We start from the raw sequence: 23,892 nt of genomic DNA on the forward strand, positions 1-23,892 counted from the left end.
TGTGGTTGTTCAGATGATTACATCTCGTGTGGAATTAGTCCAGATAATCGCGCATGATCTCGCTCACCCAGTCCATGAAGGCGCGGATCCGGCGAGCCTGATGACGGCGGCGGGGATAGACCATGGCGACCGGCAAGGGTTCAGCCTCATATTGCCGCAGAATTTCCACCAGCCGGCCCTCCGCCACATGCTGGCGATTGCCGGTGCGCGGGGATTGCAGGATGCCCAGCCCCGCCAGGGCGGCGGCACTGAAGGCTTCGGTGTTGTTGACCGTGATGCGCCCCGGCATATCCACGACCCTATACTCATCGCCATCGCGGTATTCGAAACCGAATGGCCGGCTGCCGAGCGTCAGGGCATAGTGGATCAGGTGGTGGCTTTTCAGGTCTTCCAGCGTCTTCGGTTCGCCGTGCCGCGCCAGATAGACCGGGCTGGCATAGTTTCCCATGTGCATCAGGCCAAGCGGTCGCGTCATCAGAGCGGAATCGGCCTGCGCCCCGACGCGGATCACACAATCGAAGCCCTCCGCCACCACATCGACCCGCCGATCCGTGCAGGACAGTTCAATCTCCAGTCCCGGATGACGATCGAGGAATGCCGGCAGGCGCGGCACCAGGAAATTGCGCGCCAGGCTGACCGGCATATCGACGCGCAGGGCGCCGGTCAGTTCGCGCGTCTGCGAGAACATCGACTCCAGTTCGTCGAGTTCCGCCAGCACCTCGCGGCAGCGTTCGTAATAGGCTTGCCCGTCATGGGTTAGCTGCACCTTGCGCGTGGTGCGGTATAGGAGCTGAACCTTGAGATGGGCTTCCAACTGGCTGACGGCCTGCGAAGCGCTCGATTTCGGCAGGCCCAGCGACAGCGCCGCCGCCGTGAAGCTTTGCAGCTCCGCGACCCGGACAAACAGGGACATGGCCTCAACGCGATTCATTGTTCCAATTTTCCGAACAGTGATGTCTGATATGGCAAATTTATCATCGAGATGAAAAACAGTAAACCTTGACCGCCCACTCAAAGGAGACTTTCCATGACCAACAAAATAGCTCTTATCACCGGCGGCAGCCGTGGACTCGGCCGCAACATGGCCCATCACCTCGCCGCCAAAGGCACCGACATCCTTTTCACCTACCGTGAGCGCAGGGACGAGGCCGACAGCCTGATTGAGGAACTGAAGCTGATGGGCCGCAAGGCCGTGGCCCTGCCACTCGACACGGGCGTTTCGGGCAGCTTTCCGGCCTTCGCCGCGCAGGTAAAGGACGCGCTGAAGACTAACTGGGGCCATAACGATTTCGATTTCCTGATCAATAATGCCGGCATGGCGCTCTATGCGCCTTTCGCCGAGGTCACGGAGGCGCAGTTCGACGGCATCATCAATGTCCACTTCAAGGGCGTTGTCTTCCTGACCCAAGCCCTGCTGCCGCTAATCAAGGACGGCGGCCGCATCCTCAACCTGTCATCGGGCCTGGCGCGATTCAGCTATCCGGGTTCAAGCATTTACGGCGCCACCAAGGCCGCCATCGATGCCCTGACGCGCTACATGGCGCTGGAACTGGGTCCGCGCCGCATCACGGTCAATGCGATCGCGCCGGGGGCGATCGAGACTGATTTCGGCGGCGGCCGCGTGCGCGACAATGCCGATATCAACGCCGCCATCGCCAAGCAGACCCCGCTCGGCCGCGTCGGCCTGCCGGACGATATCGGTGGCGCGGTGGCACTGCTGCTGTCGGACGAAGCCGGGTGGATCAATGGCCAGCGTATCGAGGTATCAGGCGGGATCCACGCCTAGATGCCAGTGAGGTCGACCACGATGCGCTTAGCTTCGAGGTCGATCTCCGGCACGTTTTCGTCGGTGAAGAGCAGGTAGAAGCTCGGCCCTTCCAGCGGCTTGATATCGAGCAGGTCGCCGGCGCCGAAATTATCGACATTCATCACCCGCCCGACCTCGGCGCCAGAGGCGTCATAGGCCTTCATGCCAATCAGGTCGGTGATGTAGTATTCGCCGTCTTCCACTTCAGGCAGGTCGGCGCGATCGATGTAGAGTTTCAGCCCCTTGATTTTATCGGCGGCGGTGCGATCAGGCACGTCCTCGGCCCTCACCACCAGCGTGCCCTTGTGCTCGCGTGCCTTGGTAATGACCAGGGCCGGTTCGCCCTTGTCGTTCAGCAGGGGGCTGTATTCCAGCACGCTGTAAGGATCTTCCATAAAGCTCAGCAGCTTGAATTCGCCCTGAAGGCCGACGGCAGCGCTCACCTGCGCGACAAAGATCAGATCGGGTTTGGTCATAAGGCGTTCCTATACAGAAAAAGGGCCGGGAGGCAAATCCCGGCCCTTTTCCAATTCCAGATAGCGGACGCTTATTCCGAAGCGGGCGCTTCTTCTTCGGCAGACGGGGCTTCTTCAGCCGGAGCGGCGGCAGCGGCGGCCTTGGCTTCTTCAGCCTCGGCCTTGGCGGCGGCTTCGGCGTCCAGGCGGTCCTGTTCGCGCTGGGCGCGTTCAGCCAGACGCTCCTGAGCCTTCTTGCCCGGCTGGCCCTTGTTCGGGTTGTTGCCGTGCTCCCACTTCACCAGGCCCTCTTGCGACAGGAAGCGCGCGACGCGGTCGGTCGGCTGGGCGCCCTTCTTGAGCCACTCGGCGATACGCTCGACCTTCAGGGTCACGCGCTGCGCGTCCTTCGGCAGCATCGGGTTATAGGTGCCCACCTTTTCGATGAACTTACCGTCGCGCGGGGCGGCGGCGTCAGCGATGACGATGGTGTAGTAGGGGCGCTTCTTGGAGCCACCGCGGGACAGACGAATCTTAAGCATTTCAGTATCCTAAAGTTAAACAGGTTATTTCTTGGTTGGGTCGAATGGCTTTGCACCGGGGAGACCCGGCAGGCCGCCAAACAGGCCCGATGGTGGAGTGGCGCCGGGGAGTTTCCCACCGCCCAAAGCTTTCAGTTTATCGAGATCGAGGGCGGGATTGAGCCCTTCCAGCGGATTGCCGCCGGGCCCAGCCTGCGTATTGACGCCCATCTTCTTGGCGATATCGGCCATGTTGGCCCCAGAACTACCCATGCCGCCGCCACCCATTCCAAACATTTTGGCCATCTGCCCCATGGCGCCTCGGCCATTGGAGCGCGACATCATCTTGAAGGTATCGGCCATCTGGCGGTGCTGCTTGAGCAGGCGGTTGATTTCGGCGACATCGACGCCGGCGCCGGCCGCGATGCGGCGCTTGCGCGAGGCATTGAGCAGGTCCGGCTTCTTGCGCTCCAGCTTGGTCATCGAGGAAATGATGGCCACCTGGCGGTCGAAAATCTTGTCCGAGAAGTTGGATTCCTCGATCTGCTTCTTGACCTTCTGCACGCCGGGCAACATGCCCATTATGCCGGTCATGCCGCCCATCTTCTTCATCTGCTGGAGCTGGGCGGAGAGGTCATCGAGGTCGAACTGGCCCTTGGCCATCTTGCGCGCCATGGCCTCGGCCTTGGAAGCGTCCAGCTCCTGCGCGGCCTTTTCAACGAGGGCGACGATATCGCCCTCGGCCAAGGATGCGGCCGGCGATGCGGCGGGCATCGAAGACATCGAGCGCCTCGACCTTTTCACCGGCGCCGAGATACTTGATCGGCAGGCCGGTGACGGCGCGCATCGATAGCATGGCGCCGCCGCGGCCATCGCCATCGGCGCGGGTCAGGATCAGGCCGGTCAGCGGCAGGCGCTCGTGAAAGGCGGTAGCCGTGCGTACGGCATCCTGGCCGGTGAGGCTGTCGGCGACGAGGAAGGTTTCGGTCGGGTTCGAGATTTTGGCGATCTCGGCGGCCTCGGCCATCAGGGCTTCATCGAGCGTGGTGCGGCCGGCGGTATCGAGGATCAGGACGTCATAGCCCTGGAGCTTGGCCGATTGCAGGGCGCGGCGCGTGATTTCAGCCGGGCTCTGGCCGGCCACGATCGGCAGCACATCGACCCCGGTCTGCTCGCCCAGCAGTTTAAGCTGCTCCATGGCGGCCGGACGGCGCGTATCGAGCGAGGCCATCATGACCTTCTTGCGATCGAACTTCGTCAGGCGCAGAGCCAGCTTGGCCGAGGTCGTCGTTTTACCCGAACCTTGCAGACCAGCCATCAGGATGACGACCGGCGGCACGGCATTGAGATTGACCGGCACCGGCTCCTCACCGCCCAGCATGTCGATCAGGCCGTCATAAACGATCTTGACCACCTGGTCAGCCGGCTTGACCGCTTTGATGATGGCTTCGCCGGTGGCCAGTTCCTTGGCGCGCGTCATGAACTGGCGGACGACCGGCAGGGCGACATCGGCTTCTAGCAGGGCGATGCGCACTTCGCGCAGCGCTTCGTCGACGTCCTTTTCCGAAAGGACGCCGCGGCCGCTGAGGCGGTCAAACAAACCGGAAAGACGGTCGTTCAAGCTGTCGAACATTGCCAAAAACCTTTAATCTGGAGCCGTGCGTTCCCTGAACTTTACGCAAAAACAAAATCCCCGAGGGCGCCACGCGCTGTCGGGGAGCCTTCCCAATCCCCCGTTCGATCCGTGTCGAAGCTTGTATTGGCAAAGGGTTTTTGCATGAAGCGCAAGTCTTGCGCGGATGTGGCGGTGTCTTTGACGGATAACCAGGCCGGAGTCAAGTCCAGCCTTTCGCCGGTAGTGACTCAGTTTGATTTGACCCCGTTGCTGGAACCAGCCCGCTACTGAAAATGCGCCTCGTAACATGCGTCACCCGTACATTTCGGATGACGGAAAGCGAGGCTAAAATGGTCGAAGAAAATCTGATTTTAAAATTCACGGTCCACAATAAGGCATACTGGATTATGCCTGAGGAGCGTTCATGTGGCAACCGACGCTATGAAGGTTATATCGACGGTGTGTATGTGGTCACAGAACCGACAAGGCATGAAGTATGTCGAAGCCTACTTACTCTGGCGAGCTGAATTTATTGGCGAATGTTACCGAATTCGCCTTTGCGGTTGAGGACGGGACGACCTGCGTGCCGGGTCTCTATAGCTGAGCGTATTATAGTCCGAAAAGCAGACCTTGCATTTCTCTGCCATTCCTGGTGCCTTTTCTTCTGCCAGCGCTAAAGCATCACCGACTGTTTCACAAAGCCAGAATTGGCCGGATTGCTTAGAGGAACCTGAGCCATGGCGCGCATTCTTGCAACTCGAATGATGGACCTTGGCGTAGTCACCATCACGGCTCAGATACACAAAATACGACGGTTCAATTACCATTTGAGCTTCCGTACATGTGGGCTCGATCGACTGTTCATCGGTCGGCAGCTTAGCGGCTATCCGTTTTTCAGCCGTATAGGCATCGATGAGATCGAGAAAGTGCTCCCACTCCCACCGCGTGTCGTCAATCCCCGCTGCAATGGCGGGTGTTGTCCCGAGAGTTTTGTGAATACGGCAAAAGTTGTAATGAAAGACGTATAGGGCGATTGTTCGTTTTAGGTTGGTCAGGTTCTTGGAGTAACCTGTGGTCTTTCTGACCATGCGGCGAAGATTCTGGCGCAATTTTTGAAAAAAGCTTTCAATATGATTTGTCGTGGCGAACGCAAGGTCGGGATTTCCAACAACAACTTCGGCAGCAAAATATTCAGCACTTTCTGCGCGGCTTTTTTTCTTTTGATGACGATGCTGCTTGTCCCCCAACTCCTCTCGAAGGCGCTCCTCTTCTGCGTCTTGTTTTTAACTGTCGCATAATCAATATTCGCGCCAAAACTATTTTCAATTGGTCTCCGATAGGAGGCCAAGCTGTCTGTTGTAAGCTGAAACCGACCACTAATTCTCTCAGCCAATCCCTCAATAAAGACTTGCCCGTCGGCGTATGTTCGCGCGCTACCCCTCCGTGAATATCGTCGCCCACACGATCGGCACGGTTCATTTCATTGCGAACGTAGTTGGTGACAGCCGTATATAACGCAGCTTCTTGAGGTGAAAATTCAAAGGTCGCTGTATAGGCCCTGCGTTCAGGAAACAAAGGCGTGCCATCAAAGCGATACAACTCTTCCTTCGTGAGCCTTCGCATCATGTCGCTGACATCTGCTTTGTGAACGCCCTCGCGTGGCTTACCCTCAAACCGGTCACTATCGAGAAGTCCCATGAATAATTGGAAGTCGGCCTCTTTGCCATTGTGTGGCGTAGCCGACATCAACAACAAGTTACGAGTTTTGGCGCCCAGCAGCTTACCTAACCTGTGTCTTTGGGTTTCCTTGACCTCATTGCCAAAGTACGAGGCAGACATGCGGTGCGCTTCGTCACAAATGACGAGGTCCCATTCAGGACCGGCTTCGAGCTTGGCCTTTAATTCATCCGATCGCGCTGCCATATCCAGGCGCATTATGAGGCGCCCGTGATCAACAAAGGGGTTGCCGGTCAACGATGCCTCGATCTGGTCACGCGTAACTATTCTGAAGTCGAGCCCGAATTTCTCCTTAAGTTCGTCCTGCCATTGCTCAACAAGCGATCCAGGCGCGACAATCAAACAACGTTCCAAGTCCCCCCGAATGATCAATTCCTTGATCAGCAGGCCAGCCATAACCGTCTTGCCTGCGCCGGGGTCGTCAGCCAGTAAAAATCTGAGCGGCTGGCGTGGAAGCATTTCGCCATATACGGCTGTGATTTGGTGGGGAAGCGCCTCGATAGTTGACGCGTGCACTGCAAGGTACGGATCAAAAAGATAGGCCAATCGAATTCGAAGTGCCTCTGATGCAAGCCTCAGTAGATCGCCGTCACCTAGAAAACCAAACGCTCGTCCGGTATCAGCCAGCTCTAGACTCAGCTCATCGGTTCGGAAGACAATGCGCTGATCCACTCGCCCATTGACGCGAAATACGACGTCCACTGCTTGGTCCCCGAACCAATTAGCGCTCACAATCTCGACGGGTTCAACGCCGGATATTCCACGAACTCTCGTGCCTGGCTTGAGCTCTTCTAGTTGCATTGAGTTATACGCCTCCCAAGAAATTCATAGCATTGCTTCAACCCTGGCGGCAACCAAAGGGAGAAATTTCTTATTCTTGAGAAGATAAAGAAGCTGATTTGGCAGAAACCAACGTGAACGATATGAAATCGCCTTTTATTTGCGCTTTAGTGCCATGTCCTTAGCCAATGCGAGAATTTTCGCTCTTGAAGGCTGTGAAGAAGTCTCTGGGTAACGTTGGAAGTCTGCCCACAGAATGTTTGCATTGCCAGAAATTGCTCTAAGAGCCGTTAGGGTTGATTTTCTGGTGGACTGCGCTGGCATAATAGTGACCTCTATGGCTGATTATAACCCAGTTTAAAAAAATGTCCTGACCATTTTTTTGTGTTTTTGAGACGATCAGTCGAAGAATCGATGGCTCACACGCCTCAGAAGTGCATGGATCGTTTGTTCACGACTGGGAGTTCTAACGCACCAGTTGCCGTCAATCGCACCAGCGTATTCTACTCGACCACTTACAGTCTCTGGTCGAATTTGAAAATTCTGCCAGGCAGCAGGGATAATGATATTTTCAGTCCTGTTAAACATGTGAAGTCTCCGTTAGTTACACGGATGACTTCTCGCAGAGCTAAGGCTCCAGCAACTGGGGCAAATCAAACTGAGTCACTGCCCTTTCGCCAGGCCACCGCCCTGTCTTAGAACGTCTGCCTCAAAACGTCCGGCTCAGCGATACGGCCAGGGAGACAGGTGTCCGTATCTCCCAGACCTCGCTACCGCTCCACGCGCCGGCACGATTGGGCGTATAAAGGTCGCGGTAATAGGTATTGCGAATGCCGGAGAGCCCGTTGACCTCCACGCGCAGCCGGGCCTGAAAAAAACGGCTGGTTTCGAGGAAAAGATGCAGTTCGGCGGCGTGTTCCTGCAGGCGTGTTTCATCAGCATACCACAGATGCGCCTGATAGCCGTCGCTATAGTCTATGCCCCATGACAGCCTGATCGATGGCAGATCATGGCGGAAAGAGGCCGCGAATTCGTCCGGATGGGTAGCGGTAATGGCGCGCCGCTCGCCGGTTACCGGATCGACAACCTCGGTATCAAGCCAGGCCTGGCGCAGCTTCAGCAGTCCGCCGCGAAACCAGCGATCCACCGGCAGTTCGAGACCGGCCGACAGGCTGCGGACGCGTGCGCTTTTCACATTGACGACGCCGATGCCGCCCGACGGCAGCACCGCGGCTTCCAGTACATTCTGCCGCCAGTCAGAATAGGCATTGAGATTGAAAGCCCCACGTGTGCCGAAGCGCCGGTCAAAATCGAAGGCGAGGGTCGTCCGGCTGTCGGGCCCCAGGTCAGTATTGCCGGCGGAAACGGTGCCCTGGGCCAAGTCGGCGGAAGCGGCGAAATCACCAAAAGACAACTGCCCCACCGAGCGCCGGGCGGACAGGCGCAGGGTGTTGTGGGGATCGGGCGTCCAGGTAACGGCCAAGTGCGGCTTTAGAAAGGCGAAGCAGTTGCTGGTGGCCGCGTCCGCTTCGGCCTTGATCCTTGAAACCTCATAGGCTACCCCAGCCGCGACCGTCCATTTCGGCGCAGCCTGCCAGTTCAGGGCGCCAAAGGCTTCCATACGCGCTTCGGAAACAAAGACACGGCTTGTCGCCCGTCCGCTGAAAAAGGACTGGCTGTCCAGCGTGTTCCAGGCCATTTCCACCCCCGCTTCCGGCCGCCAGATGCCGTTCCCGCCTCTGATCACGGCGGCGCGCAAAATGCGTTCACCTGATGTTGACCGGCTTTCATATCGATCGATCGTTGAAAGGGCATCGCCTGTTTCACCTTCCTGGCTGAGGGATATCAGGTTCAGGTCGGTGCTTCTGGCCATACCCAGCAGTTTCAGGCTGTAGTCATTGCCGAGCCCACGCGTCCAGTCGAAACCGGCCTCGCCCCGCAATCGGGCGGTATGCTTGGGAAAGCGGTCGGTCAGGTCGTCAGTGTGGAAGGCGAAGGCTTCATCCAGGCGGGCGCGCGCCAGCATGAGGTTCATCGTCATCCGACCGGACCCCAGCGGTCCGCTCAGTGTCAGCCGTTGCGACCATTCCGGATAGTTCGTCCGAAATGTCAGGCCGTCGTGGCGTGTCTGCATTCCGGTCGTATCGAACAGGTCACGGTGGCCGCGCGACTGTTCGCCCGTCGCCTCATAGGCGGTCGTCGAAGCCAGATGAAAATCGCCCAGTGTCCGGAGGACCGTCAGACTGGCGCTGCCATACAGGCCATCGTCCAGACGGCTGAGACCCAGACTGCCAGACAGGGCTTGAGGCGCTTCGGCACGAACAATATTGGCCATCAGCGACTGGCCGGACTGGTCTCCGGCGGCGTCTCCGCCCCGGAAAATCTCGATACGTGCCACGGCCTTTGCCGGGATGCCGGCAAGGGCCGCCGTCAGTCCACCGGTCTTGGTAGCCGAGCGCTTTCCATCGATCAGGACATTGCCGCCGGCCTCGCCATAGCCCCGCACGCCCTCATTGCCCGGATCGAAGCTGAATCCCGGCAGGCGCCCCACCATGTCGAGCGCGGTCTGCGGCGAGAAAGGTGAGAACCAGACCGCTGGATAAGATTCAACGGCAGCCGCGGCGGCACCATGAGCCTGCGCATCCTGGGCGGTTACGGACTTGCTTGAAAAGCACATGCTCAGAAGGGCGGCAAACGCCGCTGCGCCCAGCCGCTTGCCGCGATCAGTGCGCTGTTGTAGAGAGAACATCGGTTTGAATCCTTTAGGGTTTTGGAATACCCTTGGATAACCGCCGTCGAAATCCGCGCCAGCGGAGAGGGATATATGGCGAGATGGCTGGGACAGGTCGCCCGCCGTGGGGACGAAAGGTGGAAATCGCGTGACGAGTGACAGTGGCAGATTGCGGCGTCTGGCCTTGCCCGCTGTCGTGGTTGGCCTGCTTGGCATCGCCATCATCGGAAACACAGCCGCCAGCTTCGATCAGGCGGTGCGTTCCGGCCATGCGGCCAATCTCCCGGCCATTCTCATCGATGAAATTTCCAGCGGCGCGATCTGGCTGATGCTCATGGTGGTCATTGTCCGGATATTTCGCTGGGCATCGCCTCACCGCCTGCCTTGGGCGGCGATTCCACTCGTCCATGCCATCGCCATTCCCGCCGTGTCCCTGACCCATTTAGTCCTGACGCGCGCCCTTAGGGTCATCATCTATGCCACCATGGACCAGAGCTATCTCTTCAGGTTCACGTGGCCCGATTTTTTTCAGCGACCTGTACAAGGACGTGCTCAATTATCTGCTGTTTGGCTTGATCTGGCTAGGTCTGGAACGGCTGCTGGCCGGGCGTGAAAAGCAGGAAACCGCCCTGCCCCCGACCACGTCTCCGGTATTGGAAGTGCGCGATGGCGCTCACACCCGGTATGTGCCGATGGCGGATATTCTGTGGGCCGAAGCGGCTGGCAACTATGTCGAACTGCACATGGCCTCGGGCCGCCCTCTTTTGATGCGCACGACCCTGGCAGCCCTGGCCCAACGGTTGAACGAAGCGGGCTTCGTGCGTATCCACCGGTCTCGGCTCGTCAATCCGGCCGCCATTCAGGCCATTGAGAACCTGCCGGCGGGCGATGCGGTCCTGCGCCTGTCCAATGGCGCGACGGTTTCGGTCAGCCGGACCTACCGGACGGACATCGTCCGGCAACTGGCCGCCCGCACGACAACTGCCTGACGCGGTCCGTCAGAGCCAGGCATTGAATGGCAAGTCAGCCAGCTCGTCATGCCGCCACGGCGCGTGCAGGTCGCGGATCGCCTGCACACCGGCCGCGCCCAGAGCCTTGCGCAGGCCCGGCTGGTCGGTCAGTTGCCGGATATCGGTCACCGCTTCAAATATGTGCGGATCGGCCCAGACCTGAATCGGCTCGCGCTTCACCATACTGTAGCCGCCCTCCGGATCGGAAACCGGAATAAGCGATGACTTGATCAGCCGCGAATTCTGCGGCGTCATGAAATCGATATTGCCCGACCAGTCGGTGGCGATCACCGCCACGCCGGCGGCCATGGCCTCGGCCAGGGTCAGGCCGAAGCCCTCAGCGCGATGCAGCGACACAAGGATATCGAAGGCGCCGATATAGGCTTCCATGTCAGCCTCGCTCAGGCGCTGATCCATGATGCGGATATCGCTGCGTTTGGCGGCAATGGCCAGCAGCCGGCGCTCGGTGGCGCGATCATCGGACAGGTCGCTGACCTTGACCGTCAGGCGGGCCACCGGATTTTCTTCGGGGAAGGCTTCCTGCCAGGCGACCAGCACGCCCCAAGGGTTTTTACGCGCCGCCGATGACTTGGTATCGAACAGGCACAGCACCTCGCACAACTCATCGGACAGGCCGAAGCGGGCGCGGGACAGGGCGTGGCGCGCCGGCGGCGGCAGGGGCACCGGATGCGGCATCAGGCGCAGACGCGGGATCAGGTCGGCGCGCAGGGCATCATTAAAGGTGGCCACCAGGGCATCAAACACAAACCGGCTCGGCACCCAGATTTCATGCAGGTAGTCAGCAACCAATATCCAGTCGCGCGGCGCCTTGGGCGTTTCCCACGCCCAGTAGGCGATGCGATAGCGATCGGCCCACTGCACCGGATCATGCGCCATCAGGGCCACCAGCACTTCCGGCGCATTGGCGTGTATATACCAGACCCCGCCCTTACCGGGCAGTTCGGCGCCTTCGCTGATATAGTGTCTGAAGCACGGACGGATATCATGTTCGATCAGATCATAGCCCGCCGCCCTGAAAGCATTGGCACTCAGTCGACCGCCCTGGGCCACGCCGGTGCTTTCATTAAAGAAGGCGGAAACGACCAGAGGCCCTTTTGTCAGGACGGCCTCGGCAGCCTTGGTCCAGCCGCGCGCCTTGGCCCGGCCCAGCAGGTTGAGCGTGCCGTGGATCAGGGGCAGACGATATTTCAGCGGAAGGTGTCGCAGGCCCAGCATGTCATAAACCGGCAGGAAAAGCCTGCCTATACAGGCTTATCGCCTTAAAGGCCAAGCCATTTGCGGCGCTGCGACCAGTAGGACTGGAATTGATCGGCCTGATCCTTGTCCTCGAAGGTCACGACCTTGATTTGATGGTCGCCAGCCGGATCGGAGCGCAGGGCGATGGAATCAGCATCATTTACGGCAGCAGCTTCGACGAATTTGAAAAAAGCCCCAAAGAAGGCATCAGCTTCAGAATCGGTATTCAGATCGAACTCTAAACTGATCACGCTGCACCTCTGACTTCATTTCACTTGCAACAGCTAAGGCGAGGAGGCCCTGACCGCCATGTGGAAACCGGGTAAAAATAATCAGGTTTCTGCAAATGACAGTGCGCCGCACAATAGATAGTGAAACCCATTCATCGCGGCGAGTCAAAAAAATTAAGCAAAACTTAATGCACTCGCCTCCCGGCTGTGACCGTAAAGACGCTTAATGCAGGGATGACAGCCTTGTCACCCCTGCGATCAATTTATTTTGAGACAGTTTTAAAATTGTCCGTGCGCGGACAACGGGCAGAAAAAGTTATACTTTTTCCGCCGCCTTTACCGGCTTATCGTTCGGCAGGAGGAGCTTTTTCACATTCCTGGCGGGCTTTATGCTTTTTCCGCCGCGCGCACTGACTTATCGCTTGGCATTAAAAGCTTCTTCACGTTGCGCGCGGCTTGGCGGATGCGCGCCTCGTTCTCGACCAGGCCGAGACGGACATAACCTTCGCCATATTCGCCGAAGCCGAGACCAGGCGCCACGGCGACGTGGGCTTCCTCGATCAGCATCTTGGCGAATTCCATCGATCCCATATGCTCGAATTTCGGTGGAATTTTCGCCCAGGCGAACATCGAAGCCGGCGGCGGCGGAATATCCCAGCCGGCGCGCTTCATCGAGTCGATCAGCACGTCGCGGCGCGACTTATAGGTGGCGCGGATCTCGGCGACATTATCCTGCGGGCCGTTGAGCGCGGCGGCGGCGGCCACCTGAATCGGGGCGAAACCGCCGTAGTCGAGATAGGATTTCACACGCGCCAGCGCCGCGCAGATCTGGGCATTGCCGACCACCATGCCGACGCGCCAGCCGGCCATGGCATAGGTTTTCGACAGCGAATTGATCTCGACCGAGCGCTCGATGGCGCCCTCGACCTGAAGGATCGACGGCGGCGGATTGTCCTCGAAATAGATTTCCGAATAGGCGATGTCCGACAGCACGATCAGGTCGTGCTTTTTGGCAATGCGGATGACTTCCTTGTAAAAATCGAGATCGACCCACTGCGCGGTTGGATTCGAAGGGTAGGACACAATCATCACGGACGGCGTCGGCACCGAGTGCTTGACCGCCTTTTCAATGCCGGAGAGATATTGTTCCGGCGACAGCGCCGGCACATGGCGGATCACCCCGCCGGCCATCAGGAAACCGAAGGCGTGGATCGGATAGGCCGGATTGGGACAGATCACCGTATCGCCGGGCGCGGTGATCGCCATGGCCAGGTTGGCGAAGCCTTCCTTGGAGCCGAGCGTGGCGACGACCTCGGTATCCGGATTGAGTTTGACGCCATAACGGCGGTCATAATAGCCGGCCATGGCCTTGCGCAGGCCCTGCACACCCTTGGATACCGAATAGCCGTGCGTCTTCGGCTTCTGCACCGTCTCGATCAGCTTGTCGACGATATGCGGCGCCGTCGCCATGTCGGGATTGCCCATGCCGAAATCAATGACATCCGTACCGGCTGCGCGCAGACGTGCCTTCACCTTGTTGACTTCTTCGAAGACATAGGGAGGCAGGCGGCGAATACGGTAAAAGTCACGCATGACGGAAGAAGGGTCCTTGTATGGGCTGAATGGGAGGGGTCATATGACGCATCCCAATTCGTTTGTCATCCCATCACAGCCATTTTTTTCGGAATATTTTGCACAAATGTCGGAAAATTTCCCAAAAAGAGCGCGTATTGCAAAGAGAGCCCCATTCGGGTTCTCATGCCTCGACATGGACACGCAGGCGCTCCAGCGCGCCCTCCCATTGACGGGAGATAATGTCGAGGTAATGGCGAGCGTCATCGAATTTCGGTCGCTCCAATTGCCAGACCGTCGTGCGGCCTATACGCAAGTGAGTTACCAGACCAGCCTTTTCCAGCACATGCAAGTGTTTGGTGACGGCTTGGCGGCTCATATCGGCCTTGCCGGTCAGGCTGACGATCGAAGCGGGGCCATTGCGCAACCGCTCGACCAGGGCCAACCGCGTCTCATCTCCGAGGGCCGCAAAAACCGCCGCCTCAGAGGGCAAGATAGGCCTCGATCAGTCTGATCTGCGCTGTCCAGCCGCCGTCATTGGCGGTAAAGGCCTTGGCGCGACGCTCCAGCGGAATGTTTTCAAAGCCGTTTTCGGTAATGACCAGCCGCACCCCTTCCGGCACTTCGGCAAGCGAAAAGGTGCAAAGCGTCATCGGCTCCTGACTGTAATCGTAGTCCTTCTCGACACCGTAGGGATGCCAGTAAAAGGAAAAGCGCGTCTGTGGCGTGATTTCGCCGACCACGATCTCATACGGTGTGCCCTCATAGGGTTTCTGCATGGCGGCGATCTCGTCATTGACCGTGGTCGGCACAATGACGCCCTTCAGCTTTTCGCCCGCCTCGAAAGGCCCGTCGAAACGCACCCCGAACCACTGGCCGAACTGACCGGCCTCGCTGATCGCCGCCCAGACCTTGCTGAGCGGCGCTTTTAGCACGATTTCCTTGCGTATTTCGTTTTGCATTTTGGCAACTCCCTGGTTGCTTTTTTACGCCTGGCCGCCCAAATACGCAACCAAAAAGTTGCTATTCTATTTTGAGCACTACCGGTTCCTGTTTGCGCAGGGAGAGCGAAATAACTGTGGCCAGGATGAGCGCCGTGCCCAGCCAGTCATATAAGCCAAAGCGCGTACCCAGCCAGATGATGCCGATCAGGGCCGCCGCCAGCGGTTCGGCGCAGGCCAGCAGGCTGGAGGTTTCCGGCCCGACGATCCGCACCGCCGTCAGATAGGCGTAGAAGGGGATCAGGGTGCCGAAGACGATGACGAAGGCGAAGGCGCCAATAGCCGGCGCGTCCCAGATGCCGGCCATCACCCAGGGTGGATGAATGGCACTGAGCGCCAGCCCGCCGATCAGCATTCCCCAGCCGATGACGATGGGCGGTGAATAGCGCGACATAAGCTTGAGCGGCTGGATGGAATAGAAGGCCAGGGCCATCGCCGAGGTCAGCCCCCAGACCAGCGCCATTTTCGAAATCGACAGGCTGTTGAGGCTGCCGTGTGTCACCATGAAGAAGGTGCCGGCCACGGCCATGGCGACACACACCAATTCAAACGGCGTCGGCCAGCGCTTTTTCTGCCAGGCGAACCAGCCGACGATCAGCACCGGTCCGGTATATTGCAGGACGGTCGCCGTGGCGGCATTCGAGGCATTAATGGCGGCAAAGTATGTATATTGCACGGCCAGCATACCAAACAGGCCGAACACAGCCATGCGCAGGGCATCCGTCTTGTTGGTCCAGACAGTGAAAAAATCACGCGGCGCACGCAGGGCCACAAAACCCAACATCAGCACGCCGGCCGACAACATGCGCACCGCCACCAGCCATTCGGTATTGACCCCGCGATGGGCAAAGAGGAACTGCCCGGCCGTGCCCGACACACCCCACAGCATGGCGGCACCAAATGCCAGTCCGCAGCCTTTGAGATAGTCGGGTTTCATGATGCGCGCCTCTATAAACGGCGCGCAGTCCTATTCCACCGTTACCGACTTGGCAAGATTGCGCGGCTGGTCGACATCCGTGCCCTTGTGGACGGCGGTGTGATAGGCCAGAAGCTGGATCGGCACGGAATAGACCAAGGCGGCAGTGAAGGGATCGCAGTCAGGCGCCTGGATCACTTGCAGTGATTTGGCGGCATCGCCGGAAAGCGCCGGCACCTTGTCGGGCGCATTCGTGATCATGATGACCCGGCCGCCGCGCGCCGCCACTTCCTGTACATTCGAGGCGGTCTTCTCGAACAACTCGTCATCCGGCGCGATGACCACCACCGGCGTATTCTCGTCAATCAGGGCGATCGGGCCGTGCTTCAGTTCGCCGGCGGCATAGCCCTCGGCATGGATATAGCTGATTTCCTTGAGCTTAAGCGCACCTTCCAGAGCCAGCGGATAGGTTTCGCCGCGGCCAAGATAGATAACGTCACGCGCCTTCGACAGGTCATTTGTGATGCGGACAATGTCGCCATCCATGCCGAGCGCCTCGGCGATCAGGCCGGGCGCGGCCAGCAGGGTCTGGACCAGGCGGGCTTCCTCGGCGGCATCGATACGGCCACGCTGGGCCGCGGCGGCCACGGCCAGCGACAGCAGGGCCGACAACTGGGCGGTGAAAGCCTTGGTCGAAGCGACGCCGATTTCCGGACCGGCATGGGTCGGCCACAGCAGGTCGGCCTCACGCGCCATGGTCGAGGTATGCACATTCACCACGGCGGCCGTTTTCAGCCCCTGCTCCTTGCACCAGCGCAGGGCGGCCAGGGTATCGGCGGTTTCGCCCGATTGCGAGACGGCGACCGCCAGAACGCCGGGCATCATGGCCGGGCTGCGATAGCGGAATTCTGACGCCACCTCGACATCGACCGGCAAGCCGGCCAGTTTTTCAAAGGCATAGCGCGCGATCGAGCCGGCATAGTAGGCGGTGCCGCAGGCGATGATCTGCAGACGCGAAACGGTGGAAAAATCGATTCCCGCCTTGATGTCGGCGCGCACACGGCCGGTTACCGGATCGAGATAGGCGGCCAGGGTGCGTTGCGTGCTCTCCGGCTGCTCATGCACTTCCTTTTCCATGAAGTGGCGATAGCTGCCCTTTTCGACCAGGGCGGCCGAGGCGGAGACAGTGACGGCCGGGCGATTGACCAGATTGCCCGCGGCATCGCGCACCTCGGCACTGTTCTGGCCAAGGATGACCCAGTCGCCTTCTTCCAGATAGCTGACGCGGTTGGTGAACGGACCAACGGCAAGCGCGTCTGAACCGAGATACATCTCATCGCCGCCCCAGCCGACCACCAGCGGTGACCCCCGACGCGCACCCAAGAGGGTGCGGTCTTCGCCATCGATCAGGATAGCCAGGGCATAGGCGCCATGCAGGCGATCGAGCGTGGCCTTGAAAGCATCGCGCAGGGCTGCGCCGGTGGCCAGTTCGGCATTTAGCAGATGGGCGATGACCTCGGTATCGGTGTCGGAGTAGAACGCCTCGCCCTGCGCCATCAGGCCGGCCTTTAACTCGGCGAAGTTCTCGATGATGCCATTGTGGACCACCGTCACCTTGCCAAAACGGTGCGGGTGGGCGTTCCGCACCGAGGGCGCGCCATGGGTGGCCCAGCGCGTATGGCCGATGCCGACCTCGCCCGCGATGGGCTCCTCTTCGATAACGGTTTCCAGATTGCGGATCTTACCCTCGGCGCGACGGCGCTGGGTGCCGGTTTCGGTCTGCACAGCTATGCCAGCGGAATCGTAGCCGCGATATTCGAGCCTGCGCAGGGATTCCAGCAGACGCGGCGCGACGGGTTCATTGCCGATAATACCGATAATTCCGCACATATGCCGGGCTCCTTTTCGCCAATAGCGCTAAAATGCGACTTTCAAATAGCATATGAAAAATAAATTTGCTATAAATTCGTATTGCGAAAAATTGCTGCCCCGGTATCGAATTTCGCCAAAAATCAGCCACCAATTCAACAAATTTAGCATTTGCTCTCCAGAAGACGCGAAATTTACAATTCGTGACGAGAGGTGGCGCCCATTTACGCAATAAATTAATTGCAAATCAGGCACGGCCGGCTTATCAAGCCATAAATCAGGCGTAAGGAGCCGGTCAGATGGGCGACAATAAGTGGGAAAAATTGCAAGGTGCGGTCAGCGCCTCCGGCATTTCGATCAAGGATGTGGCCGAGGCTGCCTCCATCGCCCAGAGCAGTATTTTCCGCGCCCTGAACGGTTCCACCAAGGCGCCGCGCCCCGAGACCGTCGATAAGCTCGAAGCCGCCTTTGTCTCGCTCCTGACCCAGAAAATGGCCGACTACCGCCAAGCCCTATCCGTTTACGGCTATAACCCCATCCGCAACCGCAATGAAGAAATGGCCACCCATATGCCCGCCATGACCCAGACCCGCAAATATTTCGGCACCGACGGCATCCGCGGCCAAGCCAATACCTTCCCGATGACGGCCGAAGTTGCCTATCGCGTCGGCATGGCCGCCGGCAAGATGTTCATGTCGGAAACCGACCGCCGTCACCTGGTCGTCATCGGCAAGGATACGCGCCTGTCCGGCTATATGATCGAGCCGGCCCTGGTGGCCGGATTCACCTCGGTCGGCATGGATGTGCGCCTGTTTGGCCCCTTGCCCACCCCCGGCGTGGCCATGATGACCCGCTCAATGCGCGCCGATCTCGGCGTCATGATCTCGGCCTCGCACAATGCCTTCGCCGATAACGGCATCAAGCTGTTCGGCCCGGATGGCTACAAGCTGTCCGATGAAGTCGAACTGGCGATCGAAGCGCGCATGGACGGCAATATCCTTCTGGGCGTCGCTGAGCCACAAAAGCTTGGCCGTGTCGCCCGCGTCGATGACGCCCAGTGGCGTTATGTCGAAATCGCCAAGGCCACCTTCCCGCGCCACCTGACCCTGAACGGCCTGCGCATCGTGCTCGATTGCGCCAATGGCGCCGCTTACAAGGTGGCCCCGCTGGCGCTCTATGAACTGGGCGCGGAAGTCTTCCCGCTGGGCGTCACACCCGATGGCCTCAACATCAATGAGAAGTGCGGCTCCACACAGCCAGCCGCGATGGCGCAGAAGGTCAAGGAACTGCGTGCCGATATCGGCATCGCCCTCGATGGTGATGCCGACCGCGTGGTGATCTGCGATGAGCACGGCCAGATCGTCGATGGCGACCAGATCATGGCCATCGTCGCCGGCGCCCTGGCGCGCAAGGGCCTGCTCAAGGGTAATGGCCTGGTGGCCACAGTCATGTCGAACCTCGGTCTGGAACGTCACATGCAAAAGCTCGGCCTGTCGCTAGAACGCACCAAGGTCGGCGACCGCTATGTGATGGAGCGGATGCGCGAAGGCGGTTTCAATATCGGCGGCGAGCAGTCCGGCCACGTCATCCTGAGCGACTATGCCACCACCGGTGATGGTCTGATCGCCGCCCTGCAGGTGCTGGCAGAGCGCGTCGAATCCGGCAAGCCGATGAGCGAATTGGGCCGCCAGTTCGATACCGTGCCGCAACTTCTGAAAAACGTGAAATACACCGGCGCCAATCCGATGGAACGCGACGCGGTCAAGCAGGCCATCCGCGACGGCGAGGAAAAGCTGAAAGGTACGGGCCGCGTTCTGGTGCGCCCCTCCGGCACCGAACCGCTGATCCGCGTAATGGCAGAAGGGGATGATGCGGATCAGGTCAGGGCCGTGGTCAATTCGATAACCGAAGCGATGGCAGCCGGTGCGTAATGCTTCCTGCGCTTATAACTTTACAAATGCTGCTTAAGGCAAGCTGAGGAATTAGTTGTAAAAATCACAAAATCCGGCGATTTACCTGAGAATTTTATAACGGCAAAAGGGGGAGCGAATGGTTTTTGGTATAATTATTTCCTCCCTTTTTTCAGCATTTTGTATTTTTAGAATTGTTTCTGCAATTAAAGCGGGAAAAGTGCGATTAAATTTCAGTTCATACGATAGACGCACGGAGCCTATACTGTACTGGTATGCCGTGTCTGTGTATTTTATTATATCTATAGCTTTCACTGCTGGGTGCGCCGTTCTATTGCTTGGTTTTTTTCACATTATATAGATAAAAGCAGTGCTGACGTTGGAAATGCCGGGCGCGATCTGAATTGCCTTTTCGTAAAATTGGACCGAAGAACATGCTGGGATTTCTGAATAAATTAGCGGCGTTTACATAATCGTCTGCGAAGCATGTCATCTCGTCGTTGGTGACATTTAGAGATAGCTCAGCCACCACTGGCGATGCGTCAGCCGATAGCGGGCATAGGCGCGCGAAACCGGATAGAGCAGGCAGAGAATCACCAGCCAGACAAGATAGACCTGCCACAGGCTGAGGCCCCAGCCGTCCTGCGCCAGTTGCCCCGGATTTCCGAGGAAGTTGCTGAAATGGCTCGCGGGAATCCCCTGTACCAGGCCGAGCAGCAGCGCGCCGCCATGCACAAGATAGATATGCAGCAGATAGGTGAGGAAGGGCGTCCGGCCAAAAGCCAGCAGCGGTAACTGCAACACCCTCGGCAGGTGCGTCAGGGTCAGGGCCAGGCACATGGCGAGGCCAAGGGTCAGCAAGGTATAGTCGAGCGACGGCGGATATTTCGACACGTTGAGGATATCCAGCACCATCAGGCCGGGATTGCTTTGCCACTCCCACGGATTCTGGTCGCCATAGAGATTGGGCAGGCGTAAGGCTAGGAACAGGCCGAGAAAGCCGGCGGCCAGAAGCGTGATAGCCCGCCGCCGCGACAAGTCTCCCAGTTGGAATATAAAGCCCAGACCATAGCCCAGGCACATGATACCGAGCCACGGGATCACCGGATAGACGATCATGCCGGGCAGGCGCCCCAGCCCGCCCGGCTCCATCGCCAGCCGCCAGATGACCTGGTCCGTGCCCTGCAAGGATTCCGCCTTTATCCCGCCCAGCAGGCCATGCCCGGCGATCAGGGCGATGCCGATGATCAGCACCGAGCGGCCCGGCAACCAGTGCAGTACCGCCATCAGGATCATGCCAATGCCGATAGCGAAGATGACCTGCAGGAAAAAGAACGGATAGCCGAAATTGAAACCGAAACTGATCAGCGTGACTTCCAGCGCGATCAGCCACAGGCCGCGCGCCAGCAGGTGCCCAGTGAGCCGCCATTCGGTTTTGCCACGCGCCTGTTGCAGGAAGATCGACACGCCCGACAGAAACACAAAGGTCGGGGCGCAGAGATGCGTGATCCAGCGTGTGAAAAAAAGGATCGGTGTCGTCTTTTCGAGATCGAGCGGATCGAAGACCAGGGCGTCCCTGTGGAAATAGTCACGCGTGTGATCCAGAACCATCAGGATCAGCACCAGCCCGCGCAGCAGGTCGATAATCTCCAGCCGACGCGGCGTGTCCGTCTGGATCGGCGGCGGATCGGACTCGGCCTCTACCCCAGCTTCTGGCATCAGCATTCCCCCAATTATGGATAACACTGTATCGCAAAGACCGGACTTGGCAAGCGGCTGCGGGCCTTGCTTGTGACATGCGCGCTCAGGTGGTATGGATTAACCAAAAAGAGGACGCGGCCCGATGAATACGCAAACGCTTACAGGACTTCTAGCCATGCTTTTCGTGGCCGGGACGGCATCGGCCCAATCGCCGCCCCCCGCAAATCCCGACAGCACAACGGTTATCGTCCAGGGTGAAAAACCGGGCCACCCGCATCCCTGGCTCAAGGCGGAGAGCCCCCATTTCACGGTCTACAGCGATACCAGTCGCGGCCACGTCCGCGAACTGCTCGAAAATCTGGAGCGTTTTCGCTATGTGCTGAATAGCTTATCACATATCGACGAAGAACCGGCGGGCGCACCGAAATTTACCCTCTACTATCTCGCCGATGCCGAAGACCTCGCCATCGTCAATCCGGAGAGGCCCAATCGAGCGGCCGGTCTTTATGAAGCCTGCGAAGAAGGCGTCCAGGGCTTCGCGGTATATCAGCCGGGGCCGGCCTATGCGGAGCACAATGCCGCAGAACAGCCCGAAAATGAAGGCCAGACCCTGATCTTCCAGGCCTATGCCCGCTATTTTTTCCGCAGCCATTTCCCGCAACGCGCCCCGCTCTGGTATATTGAAGGCTATGCGCGTTACGTCTCGACCATGCGGTTCGAGGACAAGACGGCAATCCTGGGCCTGCCGCCCTACTCGACGGATGCCTATCTGCGCGGACTTGACACGCGCTATCCCAGCCGCCTCGATTACAAGGATGTGCTGAACGATAATGACTGGTTCAGCAACCGGCGCGGCGAAACCGGCGCCCTGCAAAATGACGTGGCCGCCAAACGCAACCGGCAGCGTGTCACGGATCAGGGGCCGGCCGAGCTGGCGCGTTCGGAAAATGTGCGCCTGGCCGCTGAATTTACCTCCCGCTCGTGGCTCCTGACCCACTGGATTCTGTCATCGCCGGAGCGGGCGCAAAAGCTGGCGGCGTATGATGCCGCGGTTCAGGCCGGGGAGAGCCGCGTCGATGCGTTCAGTCGTCTGTTTGGCAGCAGCGCCATCAGCCTGGATGTGGTGTTGCGCAAATACCTGCTGAAAGAACTGAAACCAGGCCGGATGGCCGTGCCTGGCCTGCCCTTGCCGGATGTGACTTTTGACGACCTGCCGATATCAGCGGATAATCTGATGCTGGAAGATGCCGCCCTGCAGGGGTGCCCGTCCGCGGCTTATGGCCGCCGTCTGCTGGGCGATATCCGCAATGAGGCGACGGGGCATCCGGATAATCCTGTCGCCCAAATGGTGCTCAGCCGCGCCGAAATTCTTTATGGCGATCCAGGCGCAGCCCTGCCCTGGCTGCAAAAAACGGCGCTGGCTAACCCTTCCGATTTTGAGGCCGGCTATCTTCTGGGACGCGCCGAACTGAAACTGGCGGAAACATCGGACAATCCCGATGCCTATGTGGCCGCCGAATCCGCCCTGACCCGCGCATCCGGACTGCAACCGAACGCCGCCATAAATGCCTTCTGGTACTACCGCGTCCGTGTATCCGGCAATGATCATATTGAGGCGGATGCCGCTGGCGCCGCCGTGCTGGCCTGGCGGCTGGCGCCTGAGGTTGATGCCTATGTCTTCCAAGCCGCGCTTGTTCACGGGCAGGCCGGTGACACGGCAACAGCCCAGCGGCTTTTCAATCAGCTCGCCACTGATCCCCGTCCCGGTCCTTGGGCGAAGCCGGCCAAGGCGTGGCTGGCGCGTCTGAAAGCCGGCGCGGGCAAGGCTGATTTCCTGGCGGCCATCGTCTCGCCGGCGACGCCCGATGGGGGCTGGCAGGGGCAGGTGGACTGGACCCTGAATACCACGGCCGTGCTCGGCGATGTGATCCGCCAGCAGGATGAGGATGACAAGCTGCGGATGCAGGCCAGGGCGTTCTGGTCGCCGCCGGCTGACAATAGCACGCCACAGGGCGGACAAACCCTGCCGAATGCCGCGCAAGAAAAAATCGGAGAGTAGGACGCTCTCCGATTTGATGCCTTGTAGCTCTGAGCCTTACAGGATCGACTGGCCGGTGCTCTTCCAGTCGGACAGGAAGGTTTCCAGGCCCTTGTCGGTCAGCGGATGCTTGAACATGTCGCGGAAGGTCTGCGGCGGCAGGGTGGCGCAGTCGGCGCCGGCGATGGCGGCCTGGGCGACGTGGACATTATTGCGCAGGGAGGCGGCCAGGATTTCGGTGTCGAAATCGTAGTTGTCATAGACGGCGCGGATATCATGGATCAGTTGCATCCCGTCGGCGCCCTGGTCATCGAGACGGCCGACGAACGGCGAGATGTAGGTGGCGCCGGCCTTGGCGGCCAGCAGGGCCTGAGTGGCCGAGAAACACAGGGTGACATTGGTCATCAACCCTTGCGCCGAAAATTCCTTTGTGGCCTTCAGGCCATCGATGGTCAGCGGCACCTTGATGACCACATTGGTGGCGATCTTGGCGAGCTTTTCGCCTTCCAGGATCATGGTCTTGGCGTCAGTGGCGGCGACCTCGGCGGAGATCGGGCCCTCGCACATGTCGCAGATTTCCTTGATGACTTCGAGGATATTGCGGCCGGACTTGGCGATCAGGGTCGGGTTCGTGGTGACGCCGTCGATCAGGCCGGTTTCCAGCAGTTCGGCAAGAACCTTGGTGTCGGCGGTATCGGCAAAAAGCAGCATGAAGGGCTTCCTTGAAATGGGGGACTCGAAT

At 59.2% G+C, this 23,892-nt stretch carries 20 protein-coding genes and 1 pseudogene; 5 read left to right on the forward strand and 16 right to left on the reverse strand.

What is annotated here, in order from left to right; all coding sequences use genetic code 11:
* Window positions 1-34: 34 nt before the first annotated feature.
* Window positions 35-931 carry a LysR family transcriptional regulator gene (locus NVV72_05355; GenBank protein ID MCR6658788.1) on the reverse strand — a complete coding sequence of 299 codons (897 nt, stop codon included), beginning with the start codon at window positions 929-931 and terminating at the stop codon, window positions 35-37.
* 96 nt (window positions 932-1,027) lie between these two features.
* Between NVV72_05355 and NVV72_05360 the strand changes: the two genes are divergently transcribed.
* Entirely contained in the window at window positions 1,028-1,786 is a 759-nt protein-coding gene (locus NVV72_05360; GenBank protein MCR6658789.1) for an SDR family oxidoreductase, read from the forward strand.
* Here the strand turns inward: NVV72_05360 and rimM are convergent.
* The 6 genes and pseudogenes from rimM to NVV72_05390 form a co-directional block, all read right to left on the reverse strand.
* A complete protein-coding gene (rimM, locus tag NVV72_05365) occupies window positions 1,783-2,283 on the reverse strand; it encodes a ribosome maturation factor RimM (protein MCR6658790.1) in 501 nt (166 codons plus the stop codon). The two genes, NVV72_05360 and rimM, sit on opposite strands and share 4 nt — an antisense overlap.
* Window positions 2,284-2,354: 71 nt before the next feature.
* Entirely contained in the window at window positions 2,355-2,804 is a 450-nt protein-coding gene (rpsP, locus tag NVV72_05370) for a 30S ribosomal protein S16 (GenBank protein ID MCR6658791.1), read from the reverse strand.
* 24 nt (window positions 2,805-2,828) lie between these two features.
* Window positions 2,829-4,416 (reverse strand): annotated as a pseudogene (gene ffh / locus NVV72_05375) (signal recognition particle protein).
* A 524-nt stretch (window positions 4,417-4,940) separates the two neighbouring features.
* Complete coding sequence (locus NVV72_05380; protein MCR6658792.1) at window positions 4,941-5,645, reverse strand: hypothetical protein; 705 nt, start codon at window positions 5,643-5,645, stop codon at window positions 4,941-4,943.
* Window positions 5,590-6,936, reverse strand: coding sequence for a DEAD/DEAH box helicase (locus NVV72_05385; GenBank protein MCR6658793.1), 1,347 nt, complete (start codon window positions 6,934-6,936; stop codon window positions 5,590-5,592). Before NVV72_05385 ends, NVV72_05380 begins: the two co-directional genes overlap by 56 nt.
* A 688-nt stretch (window positions 6,937-7,624) precedes the next feature.
* Complete coding sequence (locus tag NVV72_05390; GenBank protein MCR6658794.1) at window positions 7,625-9,664, reverse strand: hypothetical protein; 2,040 nt, start codon at window positions 9,662-9,664, stop codon at window positions 7,625-7,627.
* Between the two features lie 130 nt (window positions 9,665-9,794).
* On the opposite strand from NVV72_05390, the gene NVV72_05395 reads away from it, so the two are divergent.
* Both NVV72_05395 and NVV72_05400 read left to right on the forward strand, forming a co-directional pair.
* The gene (locus NVV72_05395) at window positions 9,795-10,259 is read left to right on the forward strand and encodes a hypothetical protein (GenBank protein ID MCR6658795.1); all 465 of its coding nucleotides are present in this window, start codon (window positions 9,795-9,797) and stop codon (window positions 10,257-10,259) included.
* Window positions 10,219-10,635, forward strand: coding sequence for a LytTR family transcriptional regulator (locus NVV72_05400; GenBank protein ID MCR6658796.1), 417 nt, complete (start codon window positions 10,219-10,221; stop codon window positions 10,633-10,635). The genes NVV72_05395 and NVV72_05400 overlap by 41 nt, the downstream gene beginning before the upstream one ends.
* Before the next feature lie 9 nt (window positions 10,636-10,644).
* On the opposite strand, the gene NVV72_05405 is transcribed toward NVV72_05400, so the two are convergent.
* The 7 genes from NVV72_05405 to glmS form a co-directional block, all read right to left on the reverse strand.
* Window positions 10,645-11,892, reverse strand: coding sequence for a glycosyltransferase (locus NVV72_05405; GenBank protein MCR6658797.1), 1,248 nt, complete (start codon window positions 11,890-11,892; stop codon window positions 10,645-10,647).
* A 44-nt stretch (window positions 11,893-11,936) separates the two neighbouring features.
* Window positions 11,937-12,164, reverse strand: a complete 228-nt coding sequence (locus NVV72_05410) for a hypothetical protein (protein MCR6658798.1) — start codon at window positions 12,162-12,164, stop codon at window positions 11,937-11,939.
* Between the two features lie 366 nt (window positions 12,165-12,530).
* Window positions 12,531-13,736, reverse strand: a complete 1,206-nt coding sequence (locus NVV72_05415) for an LL-diaminopimelate aminotransferase (GenBank protein MCR6658799.1) — start codon at window positions 13,734-13,736, stop codon at window positions 12,531-12,533.
* A 163-nt stretch (window positions 13,737-13,899) separates the two neighbouring features.
* Window positions 13,900-14,208: a metalloregulator ArsR/SmtB family transcription factor gene (locus NVV72_05420; protein MCR6658800.1), complete on the reverse strand. Its 309-nt coding sequence runs from the start codon at window positions 14,206-14,208 to the stop codon at window positions 13,900-13,902.
* Entirely contained in the window at window positions 14,198-14,677 is a 480-nt protein-coding gene (locus tag NVV72_05425; protein MCR6658801.1) for an SRPBCC family protein, read from the reverse strand. The genes NVV72_05420 and NVV72_05425 overlap by 11 nt, the downstream gene beginning before the upstream one ends.
* A gap of 61 nt (window positions 14,678-14,738) precedes the next feature.
* Window positions 14,739-15,653, reverse strand: coding sequence for an EamA family transporter (locus NVV72_05430; protein MCR6658802.1), 915 nt, complete (start codon window positions 15,651-15,653; stop codon window positions 14,739-14,741).
* Between the two features lie 30 nt (window positions 15,654-15,683).
* On the reverse strand, window positions 15,684-17,522 hold the full coding sequence (glmS, locus tag NVV72_05435; GenBank protein ID MCR6658803.1) for a glutamine--fructose-6-phosphate transaminase (isomerizing): 1,839 nt from the start codon (window positions 17,520-17,522) through the stop codon (window positions 15,684-15,686).
* Between the two features lie 557 nt (window positions 17,523-18,079).
* On the opposite strand from glmS, the gene glmM reads away from it, so the two are divergent.
* Window positions 18,080-19,432 carry a phosphoglucosamine mutase gene (glmM, locus tag NVV72_05440; protein ID MCR6658804.1) on the forward strand — a complete coding sequence of 451 codons (1,353 nt, stop codon included), beginning with the start codon at window positions 18,080-18,082 and terminating at the stop codon, window positions 19,430-19,432.
* Between the two features lie 489 nt (window positions 19,433-19,921).
* On the opposite strand, the gene NVV72_05445 is transcribed toward glmM, so the two are convergent.
* Window positions 19,922-21,130, reverse strand: a complete 1,209-nt coding sequence (locus NVV72_05445) for a heparan-alpha-glucosaminide N-acetyltransferase domain-containing protein (GenBank protein MCR6658805.1) — start codon at window positions 21,128-21,130, stop codon at window positions 19,922-19,924.
* Window positions 21,131-21,254: 124 nt separating this feature from the next.
* Between NVV72_05445 and NVV72_05450 the strand changes: the two genes are divergently transcribed.
* Window positions 21,255-23,171 carry a hypothetical protein gene (locus NVV72_05450; GenBank protein MCR6658806.1) on the forward strand — a complete coding sequence of 639 codons (1,917 nt, stop codon included), beginning with the start codon at window positions 21,255-21,257 and terminating at the stop codon, window positions 23,169-23,171.
* Window positions 23,172-23,207: 36 nt separating this feature from the next.
* Here NVV72_05450 and fsa read toward each other — a convergent pair whose 3' ends face one another.
* Window positions 23,208-23,861 (reverse strand): fructose-6-phosphate aldolase, encoded by a 654-nt coding sequence (fsa, locus tag NVV72_05455; protein MCR6658807.1) that lies wholly within the window; start codon window positions 23,859-23,861, stop codon window positions 23,208-23,210.
* Window positions 23,862-23,892: the final 31 nt, after the last annotated feature.

It is taken from the genome of Asticcacaulis sp., from assembly GCA_024707255.1.
In the GTDB taxonomy this organism is placed as follows: Bacteria; Pseudomonadota; Alphaproteobacteria; order Caulobacterales; family Caulobacteraceae; genus Asticcacaulis.